The 17428-nt window shown below is 45.2% G+C and carries 20 protein-coding genes; 12 read left to right on the top strand and 8 right to left on the bottom strand.

The genetic code is table 11. The annotated features are described in order from the left end of the window. Positions 1-39: 39 nt before the first annotated feature. The 8 genes from QUA43_RS02545 to QUA43_RS02510 all read left to right on the top strand — a co-directional run bounded on the left by QUA43_RS02545 (position 40) and on the right by QUA43_RS02510 (position 9419). Positions 40-1020, top strand: a complete 981-nt coding sequence (locus QUA43_RS02545) for an SMP-30/gluconolactonase/LRE family protein (protein ID WP_333370755.1) — start codon at positions 40-42, stop codon at positions 1018-1020. A gap of 159 nt (positions 1021-1179) precedes the next feature. Next, on the top strand, positions 1180-2907 hold the full coding sequence (locus QUA43_RS02540) for a hypothetical protein (protein ID WP_333370753.1): 1728 nt from the start codon (positions 1180-1182) through the stop codon (positions 2905-2907). A gap of 165 nt (positions 2908-3072) precedes the next feature. Then, complete coding sequence (locus QUA43_RS02535) at positions 3073-3669, top strand: Uma2 family endonuclease (protein ID WP_333370751.1); 597 nt, start codon at positions 3073-3075, stop codon at positions 3667-3669. 304 nt (positions 3670-3973) lie between these two features. Next, the gene (locus QUA43_RS02530) at positions 3974-5437 is read left to right on the top strand and encodes a DUF1565 domain-containing protein (protein WP_333370749.1); all 1464 of its coding nucleotides are present in this window, start codon (positions 3974-3976) and stop codon (positions 5435-5437) included. 353 nt (positions 5438-5790) lie between these two features. Next, on the top strand, positions 5791-6126 hold the full coding sequence (gene psb28, locus QUA43_RS02525; protein WP_333370747.1) for a photosystem II reaction center protein Psb28: 336 nt from the start codon (positions 5791-5793) through the stop codon (positions 6124-6126). 179 nt (positions 6127-6305) lie between these two features. Then, a complete protein-coding gene (locus tag QUA43_RS02520; protein ID WP_333302386.1) occupies positions 6306-6812 on the top strand; it encodes a MogA/MoaB family molybdenum cofactor biosynthesis protein in 507 nt (168 codons plus the stop codon). Between the two features lie 280 nt (positions 6813-7092). Next, positions 7093-7962: a methylated-DNA--[protein]-cysteine S-methyltransferase gene (locus QUA43_RS02515; protein ID WP_333370745.1), complete on the top strand. Its 870-nt coding sequence runs from the start codon at positions 7093-7095 to the stop codon at positions 7960-7962. 104 nt (positions 7963-8066) lie between these two features. Next, positions 8067-9419 carry a cytochrome P450 gene (locus QUA43_RS02510; protein ID WP_333370743.1) on the top strand — a complete coding sequence of 451 codons (1353 nt, stop codon included), beginning with the start codon at positions 8067-8069 and terminating at the stop codon, positions 9417-9419. Positions 9420-9456: 37 nt separating this feature from the next. On the opposite strand, the gene QUA43_RS02505 is transcribed toward QUA43_RS02510, so the two are convergent. Next, positions 9457-9780, bottom strand: a complete 324-nt coding sequence (locus tag QUA43_RS02505; protein ID WP_333370741.1) for a hypothetical protein — start codon at positions 9778-9780, stop codon at positions 9457-9459. 316 nt (positions 9781-10096) lie between these two features. Here QUA43_RS02505 and QUA43_RS02500 point away from each other — a divergent pair, with 316 nt between their 5' ends. Then, positions 10097-10396 (top strand): type II toxin-antitoxin system RelE/ParE family toxin, encoded by a 300-nt coding sequence (locus QUA43_RS02500; RefSeq protein ID WP_333370739.1) that lies wholly within the window; start codon positions 10097-10099, stop codon positions 10394-10396. A 49-nt stretch (positions 10397-10445) separates the two neighbouring features. Further along, positions 10446-10757 (top strand): HigA family addiction module antitoxin, encoded by a 312-nt coding sequence (locus tag QUA43_RS02495; RefSeq protein ID WP_333026536.1) that lies wholly within the window; start codon positions 10446-10448, stop codon positions 10755-10757. A 186-nt stretch (positions 10758-10943) separates the two neighbouring features. On the opposite strand, the gene QUA43_RS02490 is transcribed toward QUA43_RS02495, so the two are convergent. From QUA43_RS02490 to QUA43_RS02480, 3 genes are all read right to left on the bottom strand, one after another. Beyond that, positions 10944-11318: a DUF433 domain-containing protein gene (locus tag QUA43_RS02490; protein ID WP_333370737.1), complete on the bottom strand. Its 375-nt coding sequence runs from the start codon at positions 11316-11318 to the stop codon at positions 10944-10946. A 335-nt stretch (positions 11319-11653) separates the two neighbouring features. Further along, a complete protein-coding gene (locus tag QUA43_RS02485) occupies positions 11654-12169 on the bottom strand; it encodes an N-acetyltransferase (protein ID WP_333370735.1) in 516 nt (171 codons plus the stop codon). 192 nt (positions 12170-12361) lie between these two features. Further along, positions 12362-13309 carry a class I SAM-dependent methyltransferase gene (locus QUA43_RS02480; protein ID WP_333370733.1) on the bottom strand — a complete coding sequence of 316 codons (948 nt, stop codon included), beginning with the start codon at positions 13307-13309 and terminating at the stop codon, positions 12362-12364. Between the two features lie 331 nt (positions 13310-13640). Between QUA43_RS02480 and QUA43_RS02475 the strand changes: the two genes are divergently transcribed. Then, positions 13641-14543, top strand: coding sequence for a hypothetical protein (locus QUA43_RS02475; RefSeq protein ID WP_333370731.1), 903 nt, complete (start codon positions 13641-13643; stop codon positions 14541-14543). Positions 14544-14602: 59 nt separating this feature from the next. On the opposite strand, the gene QUA43_RS02470 is transcribed toward QUA43_RS02475, so the two are convergent. Beyond that, positions 14603-14899 (bottom strand): type II toxin-antitoxin system RelE/ParE family toxin, encoded by a 297-nt coding sequence (locus tag QUA43_RS02470; protein WP_333179299.1) that lies wholly within the window; start codon positions 14897-14899, stop codon positions 14603-14605. A gap of 3 nt (positions 14900-14902) precedes the next feature. Beyond that, a complete protein-coding gene (locus QUA43_RS02465; protein WP_333160520.1) occupies positions 14903-15127 on the bottom strand; it encodes an addiction module protein in 225 nt (74 codons plus the stop codon). Positions 15128-15361: 234 nt separating this feature from the next. On the opposite strand from QUA43_RS02465, the gene QUA43_RS02460 reads away from it, so the two are divergent. Further along, the gene (locus QUA43_RS02460) at positions 15362-16306 is read left to right on the top strand and encodes a glutathione S-transferase C-terminal domain-containing protein (RefSeq protein WP_333371031.1); all 945 of its coding nucleotides are present in this window, start codon (positions 15362-15364) and stop codon (positions 16304-16306) included. A gap of 22 nt (positions 16307-16328) precedes the next feature. On the opposite strand, the gene QUA43_RS02455 is transcribed toward QUA43_RS02460, so the two are convergent. Beyond that, positions 16329-16979: a Uma2 family endonuclease gene (locus tag QUA43_RS02455; protein WP_333370729.1), complete on the bottom strand. Its 651-nt coding sequence runs from the start codon at positions 16977-16979 to the stop codon at positions 16329-16331. A gap of 76 nt (positions 16980-17055) precedes the next feature. Continuing rightward, entirely contained in the window at positions 17056-17424 is a 369-nt protein-coding gene (locus QUA43_RS02450) for a hypothetical protein (protein WP_333370727.1), read from the bottom strand. Positions 17425-17428 lie beyond the last annotated feature (4 nt).

Below are 17428 nucleotides of genomic sequence, written 5' to 3'. Positions count from 1 at the left end.
TCTTATGGTGGGAAGGAAGTAATTCATTTATGAGCAAACATGACAATCAAAATTGCTACAATTAGTTTGTTGTTGATGGTATTAACTTTAGCAGTCAGCAGCCCTAGCCAAAAAGTTAGGGGTAACTTAACAAAATTGACCGCCCAAACGGAAAACCCGGACAAAAAAAACACCATGCAAAGTATTCTCGATGACAGCGCCAAATTAGAAAAACTAGCTGGCGATTTCCAATTTATAGAAGGCCCGATTTGGCATCCAGACGGCTTTTTGCTGTTCAGCGATATTCCCGCCAATATTATCTATAAATTTGGCTCAAATCAGCAAGTTGAGGTATTTCGCCGCCCTTCGGGAAAAGCCAACGGGAATACTTTAGACAAAGAAAATCGCCTACTTACTGGCGAACACGAAAATCGCCGCGTATCCCGCACAGAAAAGGACGGCAAAGTTATCACATTGGCGGATAGATACGAGGGCAAGCGGCTCAACAGTCCGAACGATTTGGTGGTTAAATCCGACGGCAGCATTTATTTTACCGATCCGTCATACGGTGTTAGTAAAGAGCAGGAAGAATTGGGTTTTTACGGTGTTTATAGGCTGGCATCCGACGGAAAATTAACTCTGCTGGTTAAGGATTTGGTGCTGCCCAATGGCATCGCCTTTTCACCAGATGAGCAAAAACTTTATGTCAACAATTCGGAAGCGGGATACATTGCCGTTTTCGATGTAAAACCAGACGGAACTGTTACCAACCAGCGGCTTTTTGCGGAGTTAAAAGATGCCAGTCAAAGCGGAGTACCCGACGGTTTAAAAGTTGATGTAGAGGGGAATGTTTACAGCACCGGGCCGGGGGGAGTGTGGATTTTCTCGCCGGATGGTAAGCTTTTGGGGAAGATTTCTGTGCCTGAGACGGCGACTAATTTGGCATGGGGAGAAAGCGATCGCAAAACGCTTTATATTACGGGAAGTACAAGTCTTTATCGAATTCGCCTTAAAATTCCGGGCGTGCGGGCTGGAAAATGATCTAAAATCGGGCGAAGTTGAAAGTAAAGCGGTTTGTCGTGAGGATTAAAATCCTCACGACAAACTCTTTTTATTAGGGGTAATTGACCGGGCATGATATAATCGTACTTTTGAAAATCAGTCATTCTCAAATCTCAAATCTCAAATCTCACATCTCACATGGTATTAATAGCTCGGTTGCACAAATTTCTGACTGCTACAGTCGATCGCACATCGCGCTCGCACACAATATTTTGGTTGACTCTCAGCCTGACATTTGCCGTTCTTTATGCTATTTTAGGACTCAAGCAAGCCTTCAGCGCCGAGTATATGGTGCAAGACGATGCGAGGCAGCACGTTTTCTGGATGATGCGATTTGTCGATCCTGAATTATTCCCCAACGATTTCATTGCTAATTACTTTCAATCAGTCGCCCCCGCAGGATACAGCACGCTCTACAAATTAGCAGCAACAGTTGGCATTCACCCGCTATTATTTCACAAAATATTGCCGCTATTTCTCGGCTTAATCTCCACTTATTACTGTTTTGGCCTTTGCCTAGAAATGCTGCCAGTGCCGATGACTGGATTTATTGCATCTTTGCTGTTAAATCAGCATATGTGGATGACTGATGATTTGGCTTCCACAACGCCAAGAGCTTTTATATATCCGATATTCCTTGCTTTTTTATATTATTTATCGCGCAGTTCGTTGCTGCCTTGTTTAGGGGCGATCGCCCTGATCGGACTATTCTATCCTCCTTACGCCTTGGTTGCTGCCGGAATTTTAGTTTTGCGCCTGCTATGCTGGAAAAACGGCGGTTTGTGCTTGTCGGGCGATCGAACTAATTACCTATTTTGCACTACAGGTTTGGGAGTAATCTTTTTAGTAATGCTGCCCTATGCCTTAGATAACTCTGGATTTGGCCCAACTTATACCGCAGCAGAAGCGAAGCAAATGGCCGAATTTGCACCAGACGGCAGAAATGCTTTTTTTCGCCCAAATCCCAAAGATTATTGGTTGACAGGGCGGGGTAGCGGGATGTTTCCCAAGTCGCTGTTTACGCCTGTAACTCACTGTGTCGCGCTGTTATTTCCGCTACTGCTGTTTTTGCGATCGGCTTTTCCCTTAGCAAATCAGATTCAACGCCAAATCTGGCTTTTGCTTCAGCTATTTTTAGCATCATCGGCGATGTTTTTTGCAGCTCACGCTACCATTTTCAAGCTATATCAACCAGGTCGCTATACAGCCTATAGCTTGCGATTTATTGTTGTGTTGATAACTGCGATTTCCCTAACTTTAATTATCGATGGAGTCTGTCATTGGGCATTGAAAAACTCAACAACATTTGATGTAAAAAATCTAGTAGCACTAATTACGACAGCGACAATCGCTATCGCCGTTGTCCTTTATCCCTGCTTGGTCGAAAAATTTCCCACAGTCGGGTATGTAGAAGGTAAAATGCCAGATTTATACAAATTTTTTGAGCAACAACCTAAAGATATCTTGATTGCTTCAATCGCGGGAGAGACTGACCATCTGCCAACCTTTAGTCAGCGTTCGGTTCTGGTGGCGAAGGAATATGCAGTGCCGTATCAGAAAGGCTACTACAGCAAATATCAGCAGCGAATTAACGATTTAATTCGCGCTCAATACACTTCAAATCGAACTGTGTTGCAAAATTTTATAAATCAATATGGAGTTGATTTTTGGATGCTCGATCGCAATGCTTTCACTCTTGAGTATATAAAGGATGATGGCTGGCTAAATCAATTTGATTCTACACCGGAGGCGAGCCTTTCTCTAGAACAAGGGAAAATTCCCGCCTTAGCTTCAGCAATGACAAGTTGTGCTGTTTTTCAGAATGAAATTGTAGTGGTTTTGGATGCGTCTTGTATTGTGAAATAGACTGGAATTAAGGCGAGGCAGAGCCTTGGGATATGTGTTCTTAGGAAGAGCCTGGGAAGTAGAAAGAACTATTCGGATTCTGAAGCTACAATTGCTGCATAGATATTCTGTAGGATCGATCGCACAATGCGTTATAATGCCAATAAGAGATAATGGTGCGGGTCAATGACACAAGTTCTCGATCGGGAAACTCTCGATGGGCGAGTGGTGCTCAACGGCACTTGGGAGCAATTCAAGTTAATCCAGAAGGTTTCGGAAGATTCCCCTGGCATAAAGTTGTCTTTTTTTGCAGGGGCGATCGAGATTCTGATGCCGGGATTCCAACACGAAAATTTTTCTGAAATCATTGGTTACTTGGTGACCACTTTTCTGCTGCAACAAGGTATTAAGTTTTACCCTTCTGGTTCAATGACGCAGGAGAAGACGGGAGAAGCTTCAACTCAAGCAGACAAATCGTTTTGTTTGGGAGAACCTAAGTTGATTCCCGATTTGTCGATCGAGGTGGTTTATACTAGCGGTGGACTGAGCAAGTTGCCAAAATATCGAGCTTTGGGCGTGCCTGAAATCTGGTTTTGGGAAGATGGCACGCTGCGGCTGTATCATCTCCGGGAAGATGGCTACGAGCAAGTAATTCAGAGTCAACTGTCAGGATTGGAAACGCTGAATATCGATTTACTAAGACGCTGCATTTTAATGGGTGAAACTGATTTGGCTGAAGCGGTTAAGGTTTTTGGCCAGGGAATTTCGATCGATCGTACATGACAGCAAGACGTTCGATTTTCCGGTGGAGGCGATCGCAATTTTAGTGGTTTTGGCAACATCGGGAAAAAATAGCATCCCTAGATCCCGGACTTCTTAAATAAGGCTGGTTCTCCTGTTGCTGGGAACGAGAAATATAGTCTTTTGTAGGGACAATCCCGCTGCAGTTGCCACTGCTGATGAGTAATGTTGCGGATATCGTGCAATTAAATAATCTCCTAAAAGGTGAATATATATCTGGGGTCTGCTTGGTAGACAATGAAAATTCCACAAAAGCTCGATCGCCAATTATCTCTTGGGCAAAAACATGACAACACTTTACGTCAACCCGCAAACAGGCAGTGATTCCGCAGCGGGAAGCCAATCAGCCCCATTCAAAACTATAGCCCGCGCGATCGTCAGTCGCGCTGCATCGGGAACTACGATTCAGTTATCACCGGGAACTTACAGCACTGCGAGTGGCGAAAAATTTCCCTTGGAAATTCCATCGGGAGTAAAAGTTATTGGCAATGAAACTAACAAAGGTAGAGGCATTCTGATTCAAGGCAGTGGCAAATTTGTAAGTCCCCCCGCTGCGGGTCAAAATATCACTATACTGCTAGCAACTAATTCGGAATTGCGCGGAGTAACTGTCACGAATCTCGATAGTCGCGGCACGGGAGTCTGGATTGAGTCAACTTCTCCGATTGTGGCTAACTGCACTTTCACACTTTGCAAGCGCGAAGGCGTTTTTGCCACGGGAACCGCTAATCCTGCGATTCTAGACAACATATTTGTGGAAAACTCAGCCGCTGGCGTAACTACGGCGGGAACTGCTAAGGGAGTAATACGGCGCAATATTTTTCAAAAGACGGGTTTCGGCATCTCTCTGCAAGCTCAGTCGGCTCCTTTGATTGTTGATAACCAAATTTTGGAAAATCGCTCCGGTATAGCTGTAGCGGGGGAATCTAAGCCGGTTTTACGCAAGAATCGCATTGAAAAAAATACGGAAGACGGTTTGACTGCGGTGGGGAAGTCGGTGCCAGATATTGGTACGGCTCAAGATTTGGGCGGCAATATTTTTCAGAATAACGGCGAATTCGACTTGCAAAACGTGACTGGGGTTAAGATTTCTGCGGTGGGAAATCAGCTCAATTCTTCGCGGGTGAAAGGTTTATTTGAGTTGAGCAATGTGACGCCAACTCCGACTCCTGTCGGGCTAAAGTTTAGCGATATCAGCACGCATTGGGCTAAGGATTTTATCGATCGCTTGGCAAAGATGAATATTGTTAGCGGGTTTCCCAACGGCACTTTTCAAGCTTATGAGATTGTAACTAGAGCTCAGTATGCGGCTATGTTGGCAAAGGCGTTTGAATTGGTGCCGCGCCGTGAGGCGACGGTTTTTAAGGATGTGGCGGCGGATTTTTGGGCCCAGGGAGCGATCGACCAAGCTAATCGAGCTGGCTTTTTGGCTGGATATCCAGACAGCACGTTTCGCCCACAGCAGAATTTGACTAAAGTTCAGGCGATCGTATCTTTGGTAAACGGCTTGCAGTTGGGCGGCGGCAACCCCAATTCTTTGAGCGTTTATGTCGATCGAGCTCAGATTCCCAGTTTTGCCACCGACGAGATAGCAACCGCCACAGAGCGCAAAATCGTGGTCAACTATCCCGCGCGCGAAAAGCTTTCCCCCGCCCACGACATCACCCGTGGCGAGATATCCGCCCTCATCTACCAAACTCTGGTAGCCACAAAGCGGGCCGAGCCCATTAACTCTCCCTACATCGTCTAAGGGAATTGGGAGACAAGAGAGAGGATAACTTGGGGTACAAAGAACTCACATCTTGCACCATTCTTAAGAACAGGCAAGATGCCTGTTCCACAAAGAGTAGATTTTCTTGTGGGGAGTAGGGGTTGAGCAGGAGAGCCCGCCCTGAAAGGATTATTGAGGATGGTGCAATATCTCAGAAGAACCAACCCATATTCCCTCGCCCTTGTCTCCGATTGCCTCACTCTCACTCACTCTCACTCACTCTCACCCACTCCCACTCTCCCAAGTCTTGATTTGCGAGTACCCGAATCGTTTTATGATTAAACATTAAGAAATTAAGTAAGCAATCCTTATTAAGGTTCGACTGTCAGATTATGGCTAAAATTCAATTCTCTCGGGGTATAGACGAAGATGCTGTGCCCGAAGTGCGCCTAACCCGTTCTAAAAGCGGAGCTCAAGGCACTGCCACGTTTATCTTTGAAAATCCCAAAGCTCTCAGCAGCACCAGTACCGAAGACATTACTGGAATGTACATGATCGACGACGAAGGCGAAATCCTCACTCGCGAGGTTAAGGCTAAGTTCATCAACGGTCAGCCTGCGGGTTTGGAAGCTCTTTATCTAATGAAAAGTCCCGAAGAATGGGAGCGATTTATGCGTTTCATGGAACGCTACTCGGAAGCAAACGGCTTAGGATTTAGCAAGGCATAATTGATGGGGAATAGGGCATGGGGCATGGGGTATGGGGCATTGGTTATTGGTTATTAGTTATTTGAGAATGAATAACTAACAACGAACAAATCACAACTAACTAATGACTTCTTCCCTCTTCCCTTTTCCTGATTTCCTCTTCCTTCTTGCTTCTTCCTTTTTCCTTCAACATCTGTTATATGACGCAAATTCCTCACCCCGACTTATCTAAGATAACCGTAAATTGCGCTATCATTACTGTTAGCGACACGCGATCTGCTGAAACAGATAATAGCGGCTTGTTAACTAAGAGGCTGCTAAAAGATGCGGGTCACTCTGTGGTAGCTTACACTGTTGTTAAAGATGATGCGGCCAAAATTGTATTGCAAATGCAGGCGTTTTCCCAGCGTGAAGATGTGGATGCAATCATTTTTAACGGCGGCACGGGCATCGCTCCCCGAGATACGACCTATGATGTGATGGAGAGTTTGCTAGACAGGATTTTACCAGGATTTGGTGAGATATTTCGGTTTTTGAGCTATCAAGAAATTGGTTCGAGGGCGATCGCCTCTCGCGCAGTTGCAGGCGTGTATCAAGGCAAGTTAGTCTTTTCTCTTCCTGGCTCTAGCAATGGTGTGAAACTAGCTGTTGAAAAGCTAATTTTACCCGAATTAGTTCACTTGGTGACGCAGTTGCGCGGTGGGTGAGAGCGAAAGTTCGGTTAATTGACTGACAATCAAGCAATTTGGTTACAAGCCCCCCGATTCATCTGCGGATCGAGAAAAAAGCTCGCTCATCCTCATCCCAAGCCCCCGGTTTGATCGGTGAGGTCGCTTTCTTCAATCTCTTCAATCTCTTCAATCTCTTCAATCTAAAATCTAAAATCGACTAACTGGATTCACCGCAAGAAACGGGTGGCTTTGAGCCTACTCTATGGCTAAAGTGAGGAAACACCCAAATTCCCTTGACTTAGACTAGATGATTTCGATGCAGAATGCGAGTGTCTATGCTAGCGAAGATTATCACCGGATTGCTCGGGCGATCGCCTTTATGCGACAACACCACCTAAACCAGCCCAATCTGGCAACTGTGGCCCAACACATAGGACTGAGTGAATATCATTTTCAACGGCTATTCACTCACTGGGCCGGCATTAGCCCCAAGCGGTTTTTGCAATATCTGACTGTTGAATATGCCAAGTCAAAAATCACTCAGACTAAAAGCCTTCTCGACCTAACATTAGACGTGAGACTATCGAGTCCAGGACGATTACACGATTTATTTGTCACCTTGGAAGCAATGTCACCGGGGGAGTTCAAAGCAGGCGGAGCAGGTTTGCAAATTCGCTATGGTATTCATGATACCCCGTTTGGCACATCTCTAATAGCGACAACTGCCCGTGGTATTTGTAATCTTTATTTCTTGGAGACAACAGACGAACAAACCGCTGAACAAAGACTGCGATTGGCATGGAAAAAAGCTGAAATTATCCGCGATGAGCAAGCCACTCAATCATTGCGTGACCTGATTTTCAATTCAGAAACTCTCAGCGAGCAAAAACCACTAACGCTCTTGGTAAAAGGCACTAACTTTCAGATTCAAGTTTGGCGAGCACTTTTGCAATTGCCCTTTGGTGCGATCGCCACCTATCAGACTATAGCTCAACTGGTAGCTCGTCCAACTGCGGCTAGAGCCGTCGGAAATGCGATCGGTAACAATCCTATCGGCTATTTAATTCCGTGTCACCGAGTCATTCGAGAATCTGGAGAACTCGGTGGCTATGGCTGGGGAGTAGAGCGTAAAACAGTTATGTTAGGTTGGGAAGCTAGCCGTACAATCTGCGATCGATCCCGATAGCATTACTATTTTTGCTACTTGCCTTCGCAATCGATCGCAGATAAATTTCAGGGTGCAAGGTCGATCGATATACACTAGAAACATTGTGTATCGCCAGTTTTTCAATGACGCTGCCTACCGGATCTCGTTCTCCTGCTTTGTTCCAAACGCTTTCGCTGGTAGCTGACCCGATCGCATTTTTTGATCGCTACTCTGCCAAATACGGCGATACATTTACCGCCCGCGTGTTGGGGCCCGCTTCGCCCCCCGTGGTGTTTCTGGGCCGTCCAGAAGCCATTCAGGCGGTGTTTACGACGTTAGCCGATGCCTTTGAGTTTGGCAAAGTGACCAACGTATTTCGCCCGCTGGTGGGAAATGAATCCCTAATTATGAATGAAGGCCCGCGACATCTGCGACAGCGACAGCTATTAATGCCCGCGCTGCATCGGGAACAGTTGCAAAGTCAAGGGCATTTGATTGTTGATTTGACGAAAAAGCAGACGATCGACTGGAAAGCCCCAGATGCGATCGCAGTCCGCGAAGAAATGTCAGAAATTTCACTGCAAGTAATCTTGCAAGTCGTGTTTGGATTAGTGCCAGGAGAGCGCTACGAACGCCTGAAACAATTGCTCAGCAAGCTTTTAGAGGCGATTACCTCTGAGCTGTACTCGATACAATTTTTCTTTGAACCGTTGCAGCAAAATTTGGGTTCTTGGAGCCCGTGGGGGCAGTTTTTGCAGCAGATGGCGGAGATTGACTCGCTGATTTATGCGGAAATTGCCGAGAGGCGATCGCATTCTCTCGATTCGTCTCGCACGGATATTCTGTCGGTGTTGATGATGGCCCGCGACGACACCGGCGAATCGATCGGCGATCGAGAATTGCGCGATCAGTTGATGACGCTGTTGTTATTGGGACATGAAACGACTGGATCGGCGTTGACTTGGGCGTTTTACTGGCTGCATCAGTTTCCCGAATGCCTTGCTAGGTTGCGGAAGGAATTGGATGAATTGGGCGAGAATCCCGATCCGATCGCACTTTCGCAGTCGCCCTACTTAACAGCAGTCTGCAAGGAAGCGCTGCGGGTTTATCCAATTGCCTTAATTTCGCAGCCGCGCAAGGTGAAACGGACGATCGAACTCGAAGGCTATACATATCAACCGGGAACGATTTTAATCCCCTGTGTCTATTTGGCGCACCGTCGCCCTGAAACCTACGAAAATCCGGCCGGGTTCAATCCCGATCGCTTTTTAGATCGCAAGTTTTCCGCCTCTGAATTTTTACCGTTTGGAGGCGGGAGTCGAAGCTGCATCGGGATGGCGTTATCGATGTTTGAAATGAAGCTCGTTTTAGCCACGGTGCTGTCTTCCCGTGAGTTTGTATCGAATCTCGATCGGCCAATTCGTCCGGCGCGCCGGGGAATCACCTTTGTGCCGCCCGATCGATTCCGATTAACGGTTGTGGGCGATCGGCGTTAGATTCATTGCAGTAAAACGCCGTGTCAAGCAAGATATATTATTCGATGAAAATCCCAGCAACTTTGTCTTCATTCATCGTCATGTGTGCCACAAATTCATCTCCACCATCTTCAAAACTCAGCTTCCACAAATAAATCGGAAAATTACCTTGTTTTATCTCACCAAAATAAGTAATTGAATATCCCTTTTGCAGGCGTGAAGCCAGCAGCTCGCTAACATCGTCAAACATTTGTTGTGTAATGCTCGCTTTGTAGCCTGCATCGCCCACTGTGGTAAAAAGCTCGTAATTTTTCGATGCAGTGGCATCCAAAATAACGTGCAAACAATTGATGACGTTTTCAGAGGGGGCTGTCGAGTTCATGATGATGTCCTTCTTTTAGGATTTTATTAAAATGTTCTAGCTCAGACTGCTGTCTAACGCTTAATTGTACCGCAGTTGCGATCGAATCCAGTTTTGGAGCGTCATTGACCGCCAACACCATCCGCTTAGCTCAGCCGCTACGATCACTTTTTCGTTCTCCCAGATCCAGCCCTGTTAGTAGATGGGAGCGATTTTTGATTTTGCAATCCTTTAAGGCTTGACATCTGTAACCTCATAGGTTACATTAGTAAAGTAATCTCAAAGCTTACAAAAACTTTTTATTTATATATAAGTGCTATGAACTGGATATTCAGCCTTGATTGAAGGATTATTTCAAATGATACAAAGTTTTAAAAATAAAGCATTAGAAAGATTATTGAGGGAAGGTAATGCAAAAGGTATTCCTAAAGAATTTGAAAAAAGGACAAGAGCAAGACTTGAAGTAATAGATACAGCAATAATTATAGATGATATTAGAATACCAGGCTATGATTTACACGAGCTTAAAGGTGATAGACAGGGAACTTGGTCAATAAAGGTATCAGGTAACTGGCGTATAACTTTTACATTTGAGGATAACAACGCATACGATATAGATATCGAAGATTATCACTAGCCCATAAAACAAAATCTAAAAATTTAACTTAAACCGAAAGGAGAGTTGCATGAAAGACATACAAAACATTATTCAAGGGAGGAAAGTCAGACCAGTACATCCGGGCGAGGTCATTTCAGATGTGCTTGAAGATATTGAAATGACTCAAACCAGGTTTGCTGAGATACTTGGTGTATCCCGCCGTAGTGTCAACGAAATTGTTTTAGGTCAAAGACCAATTACAGTAGATATGGCAATTCGCATTGGAAAAGCGTTAGGAAATGGCCCTCAACTTTGGCTGAATCTTCAGCAAAAAGTTGATATCTGGGATGCAGTGCAAAAACACAGTGAAGAGTACGAAAAAGTATCTACGGTAGCATAGCGCGATATGTTAATCTGAGATTGCTAACCAAAGTTTAAATTGCGGTCTGCACATCTTACCTCCTCCGGCAAGTGGTCTCACCGCATTTTGCTCAAGATTTTATGAGTTCAAACCAGCCGAGTTTTGTCAAAATTCCGAGAAAAAGAAGAGCATAGCCGTCAAGATTATAGTCAACTAAGAAAGTCATCATTTCTGTGCGGCACGTCTCGCTTTTTGCTCCTCAAGTTTTGCCCATAGAGCTTCTTGTCCGGGCTTGTGCGGCATCATTGCAATGCGATCGAACCGTTCGCGGTTGCGATCTTCCCAATAGGAGCGAATTTCTGCTCTTGTTTGTAATACCTGTTGATACTCAGTTTCGATTTGATCGCGGTTTGCTTCAATATAAGACAGAGCAGCGTTAAGTTGATCGTCTGTCAGGTTAAACTTATTACGAATCAATTTTGGTGAATATTCAGCTTTCAGAAAATCTATGACATCGTATAGAGTCAATCGAGTGGTTGAAATCGTCAGTCCTCGCTCTGTACGGATAATAGTCGCTTGTTTGTCGGATACCGGAGTCATACCTATAACCTTTTAGGCTTCGCTTTTATTGTATCTCATACTAAATCGGGGTTAGTTAAGCTGTTCGGCATTTAAAAGAGGATAGTAGGGTGCGGAGCGTCAATAAGCGTTTCCCATGTATAGTCAGTGTTCTAGCTGACGCACCTTACCTGGATCGTTAATGGTTTAAATGCGTAACAGCTTATTCCCTAGTTATCCTTAAGCCACCTAACGACCAAGCTCACCCGCCGCCGGAAGCCGGAGCTCGTGCCTCGCTCCGGCTTCCGGCGGTCGGGTGCAGCGCCTTGTTGTGCTGCGGTTGGTGACGTTAGATTTGTTTGAATTGAACACATGCTTTAGCCAGTTGCGTGGAATCCCTCATGGAACGCCACGTTACCCTGTGGATAATGGCCATCAAACGAAAGAGCAAAAAATACTTCATCAGGCACGCCAGTAAGAGCAAGCCCGGCTACATTCTCAAATCCAAATTTCTTATAGTACTCTGGATGCCCGACTAAACAGCAACCTTTAGCTCCTCTCTGCTTCAGTCGCGATAGTCCTTCCTGAATCAGAGCTTTACCAATACCTTTGCGCTGATATATAGGCAGCACAGAAATAGGGCCGAGACCATACCAATCATTGGTGCCATTGGAAATGGTTATAGGAGAAAAGGCAACATGACCAACAACACGGCCATCGATTTCTGCGACTAACGATAAGGTCAACACCCCTGCGTCACGAAGGGCCTCTACGATGAAATGCTCGGTGTGATTGCTGATTTCCAGAGACTCGAAGGCTGCAACAGTCACTTCAGTGATGTGGCGAGTATCATCCGCCGTCTCATCTCTTATCAGAATATCTCGTACTGTCATAGCAATCTTTCCATGTGTTGGTTGGGCAGACAAGTACTTTGGTATGCACTATCGCAGCTCTTTTGCTCTATTTTAATTGTTAAGCGCCGCACTTGCAACCAAGCCGCGCGCCGCAGCACAACTATTAATTCTACCGCAGTTGCGGTATAATAGACTTAAAAGTTTTATTATACCGCACACATTTTCTTAACATCAAACTTGACTATTTACTGCTTCCGCAACAATAGTCCGGTGTCGGACTGTATTGCAAGTGATTGTCGGCTGTGCAAAACCGGAATCTACCAAAGCTTGCTCAATATCCAACCCAAAATACTGATCCAAATAAGGCTCCGTACTCTTGAGCAAAGTCAAAATATAAGGAGGCATTTTGGCATAAACTTCCGACTGAGGATTCATATCCATAATTGTCAAATGTCCGCCAACACGCAGCAAACGTCTCGCTTCCCGGAATATTTCTCTAGTAGCTTTCTGCGGCAATTCGTGACAAACTAAACAAATAGAAACTAAATCAAAAGCAGCCGCAGGCAAACCAGTAGATTCAGCAGCAGCGTGAACCCAAGTCGGAGATTTTTGATTTAAAGATTGGGATTCTCGCTGTTGGGAACGGTATTTAGCAACTGCTAAAAAATAAGGCGACAACTCCACCCCAGTCATCTTCGCTTCCGGGTAAACCTCCCCAAGAGCAAACGTACTCATTCCCACACTGCATCCCAAATCAACAATATCTTGCGGTGAAGAACCAATTTGAGATTTGATAATTTCGTGATAGCTAGCACGGAGTTTAGGATCGCCTTCTGCACCCGCTTCCGGCCAAATTGTGGCGTGAACTGTGCGGGCGGCAACTTCAACTTCTGTTGCAGCTTCCCAACTCATATTACCTTTTTCATAAGCGTGAAATGAAGTTAGATAATATTTCGGGTAAACCAGATCGGGATTTTGAACGCTGAGCAATTCTGCATCCCAATTTCGAGCTAAAAGTGCTTGGGATTCTTGTCGCCAATGCACTCCGATTTTTTCTCCTCTTTTTATCATCATTTCCCGCGCTTGGTGCTTGGCTAGATTAGCCAAAGGCTTGATGGAAAGGACGCCATTTACTAAACGCGAGGCTAATCCCGGAGTTTTGTTAACTGCAACAGTCATCTTTTAGGTTTTTCTATTTTGCGCCACCTATTTTAACACAGTGCGAGGATTTTGAGTCGCTCGATATAATGAAACTTAACTTGGTGCTGGCGAGTGAAATGCAAATCTTTTGTGGAAAAGACTTTTTTTAATGAACCGCAGAGGGCGCAGAGAACGCAGAGTTAGAGAACAGAGAAAAGATCAGAGTAGGGCAAAAGTGGATCGGGTGGTATAATATTTATTTGTGCTTACCTACTTAGTTGTGGGGAATTCATCGGGAATCTGGAATCGGATTGGCCGAAGTTGGAGTATTTGGAAGAACACTTTAAATCTGGCTATTCAGGAGTTTGTCGTGAGCAAATCTATTGTGGAATTGGTTGACAATTTGCCGTCTGGTGGCGTCACTGTGATGATGCTCAAATCTCTCGATTTTGTGGTTCCGGGGGAGTGGAACAATCTCACGGGTTTTGATAATACTATTCAAGCGGTGACTGGGGAAACAAAGCGCAAATTAGTTGAGAAAATTCGCGATCGCGCGATCGAGCTTTACGCCAACCCCAACGAGCCATATCAAGGCGTCGTCAGGCTTTACCAGTTAGCAGACAGCGCCGACAGTGCGTTAGGTGCAACGGCTATGGCGAATAAAATCGGCGAAAACATCGGCTTTCTTTCCTTTCTCAACCGCCTCACTCCCAAAGCAGACACAACTCAAACGATCGACTTGTGCGTCAAAGTGGCGATCGAGCTAATTGCCTTCTGCAAACTTAACAATATTTCCCTTGACAATGTGGGAAGCTTTGGTAATTATTTATCTCATTACAAAGGCGAATCTCTGATGCGGATGGCTGCTTTAGTTTGTGCTGACGGTTTAATTCCCCTTGGCCCGGACTTCATTCGAGTAGCACAAAATACCCTAGGCGGATTGAATCCTTCAACCTTGCAGCAAAACTCAACATTTCAAAATATCAGCAACCTAATTCCCGGCGCAAATAATTCACAAAAGTTCGGATTTGTGACAACTACTTTCGCATCAGCGCAAGGTTGGATGAACAATTTAGTACAGTCTCGCGGCTTAACTCCCGCCGTAGTTTTAGGCCATCTGAAGCAATACATTGATATTACCGATGACAAATTGGATTATGTGGCGGCGTTTTTAGACATGACTACTAATTATTACGAACATACGGGAATTCAGACGGTTGCTCGCCGATTGATCGATCGAGCTTATGCTGAAATAGCCTCTGGCAGATCCTAGAAAACTCGTTCTCGGGTGAGGGAACAGAGCGAGGCAGAGCATGGTAACGAGGGAACTTGTTAGGTTCGCGTTTGCCATGCTGTTGAGTCTCTGCGACCATGAAAAATGGCGGTCACTATCACTCGGCTGGATACAATGCGATAATACACAGCATAGGGAAAGCGACGCACCACCGATCGCCGAACATCGCGATAGACAACTGGATAGGACTCCGGCATCTGGCAAATTCGATCGAGCATTTCCTCAATACAGTCTAAAAACTCGTCACCAAGCCCTAGTTGCTGACTTTCATACCAAGTGTATGCTTCATCAACTTCTTCACGAACTTCTGGGCGGAATACTAACGCATAATTCATAGTTTATTTTCGTGCTTTGACTGAAGCTTTAACTTCTTCCCAGGTCAGCACATTATCAGGATTTGCTTCAGTATCATCAATTCGGCGATCGAGTTCCTGCTTTTGAAAGTCTGTCAGATCGGGGTGAACCTGTTCTGCCGCTATACTCTCTAAGATTGCTTGTACAAGACGAATCCGATCTTGAACGCTGAGGGCGACGATCTGATTTAAAGTGCCTGTGAAATCCATAAATTTAAGTTAAGCGCCAAGGACTTAGTAGATTATTATAACTCAAAACCAACATCGAGGCAGAGCCAAAGCATCTGCGTTCCCACGCTCTTCCTGGGAACAAGGGAATAAACCTCGCAATGTGAGTTAAAATAAGCTGATTATGTTTAGCAAACCTCTTTTAATCGCCTTGTGAAAAACAAATCGCTTCCTTCCTCCGTAACAGTCAAGCTCGGCAAATTTGTCTGGACATCAATGTGGCAATTAATGATGTCAAAACTAGCGCCGCCCGATCGCACGGGAGCATACATTCGCCCCAGCAGCAGTTTCCGCAACTTTGTCAGCACTGCACCAGACAACCCTCACGGGCCCGCTGCGGGACGGTATCGCCTCTTTGTGGGTACGGGATGCCCTTGGGCGCACCGCACTCTGGTGACGAGGGCGCTCAAAGGGCTGGAAGATGCGATATCCGTATCTATTGTCTATCCCTCTGAAGGGGGAATGTGGGTGCTGGAGTCGGAGACTTTTGGCTGCAACACGATGCCGGAACTTTACCAGTTGGCTTTACCGGGCTATCAGGGGCGGTGTACGGTGCCGGTGCTGTGGGATGACTCGAAAAAGGCGATCGTCAATAACGAGAGTTCGGAAATTATTGTGATGCTAAACTCGGAGTTTAACGAGTTTGCTAGCAATCCTCAAATGGATCTTTATCCTCTGGATTTGCGCTCGCAAATTGACGACTGGAATGAGAAGATTTACCAATCGGTGAATAACGGCGTTTATCGCTGCGGTTTCGCGCAATCTCAAGCTGCTTATGATTCGGCTTGTAGTGAATTGTTTGGTGTTTTAGACGAGATCGATCGATCGCTCTTGAGGAGTCGTTACCTTTGTGGCGATCGGGTGACATTAGCAGACGTGCGGCTTTTTACTACTCTATTCCGTTTTGATGCAGTTTACTACAGCTTGTTCAAATGCAATGTGCGCCGCATTCAAGATTACGAGCATTTGGGAGCTTATCTGCGCGATTTGTACCAGTTACCGGGAGTTGCTGGCACTTGCGATTTGGAGGCTGTGAAGCGCGATTATTACGGCAATTTGTTCCCGCTGAATCCCGGCTGCATTATCCCCGCTGGGCCCGATCCGGCGAGTTTGCTCAAAGCTCACGATCGAGAAAAAGTGGGACATAAACCAGGTGTTTGAACAAGTTGGCGCAGACTCCATCTTATTCTTGAATTTCACTTGTTGGCTGGTTTAATTCTTCGTCTTCAACTTCAAAATTAATTCGTTCGTAAATCTCTCTCAGCGGCATTTGAAATTCTACGGATTCTAGGGTTAATACAGATTCGTCTGAATCATATTCTGTTAATACCCATTTCCCATTAGAATTTTTAGCAAATTGTTCAATGTGATAGCTGTATTGGTCAATTAAAATGTATTCGCGAAATTCCGGGATTGATCGATAGGCGAGAAATTTACCACCTCGATCGTAGTCTTTGGTTGAATTGGATAAAACCTCGACGATTAGCAGAGGATTTGTGACAATTGTTTTGTTACTTCCTTGATAGACTGGTTCTCCTTGAATGACGATGACATCGGGATAGACGTAGCGGCGAGTTTGGGGTATCCACAGGCGCACATCATTGATAAATGTCTCGTAATCTTGACCATTCACAGTCAAGGGGAATTTGCGACAAAAATTCAGTGCGAGTTTGTTGTGGTTGGTTGTTCCGCCTGTCATTGGTACTATATCCCCATCATGGTATTCACTTTTGTCGATCGCAACTTCTTCTAAGGCCAGATATTCCTCTGGCGTGTAGTAGCGTTTCTCAGTTGGTGGTTGCTTTTCGATTGCTGGTTTTTCTTGGGTTGGCATTGTCATTCCCTTCTGCTCTCAAGTGATTTTATGATAGCATGAAATAACATTGAAGAAATTAAGATCGCGATCGCACTCAAGCATTTTTTTCGGTTTCTGCTACACCGCTATTCAACAAAAATGGGTCAATATCCTGGATGTTACTGCGGTTGCGAAACTTCTCTAAAAGTCGGAAGAAATAGGCAAAAGCAGCTTTTCCATCAACGCACTTGAACAGGATAATTGTGTCCCAGGAATTGGCAGTTTGAATGGAAAAGTTGATTTGTAACCAGGGTTGGAATTCCTGGTAAAAATCCAATTCTTCCTCTGTTGGCATAATTCCCATTTCCTGGCGAGCAAATTTGTACCCGACTAGGAATTGTCGCAACGCGGTAACGGAAGCTGTACCAATATAAAGTCCTGGCTTCTGTTCTATTTTTTCGAGGAGTTCAAAAATATTACTCATGTTC

This window comes from Microcoleus sp. N9_B4, from assembly GCF_036701635.1.
Taxonomy (GTDB): Bacteria; Cyanobacteriota; Cyanobacteriia; order Cyanobacteriales; family Microcoleaceae; genus Microcoleus.
Note: the sequence above shows the minus strand (reverse complement) of the source record. Positions and strands in the feature narration are given on the sequence as shown.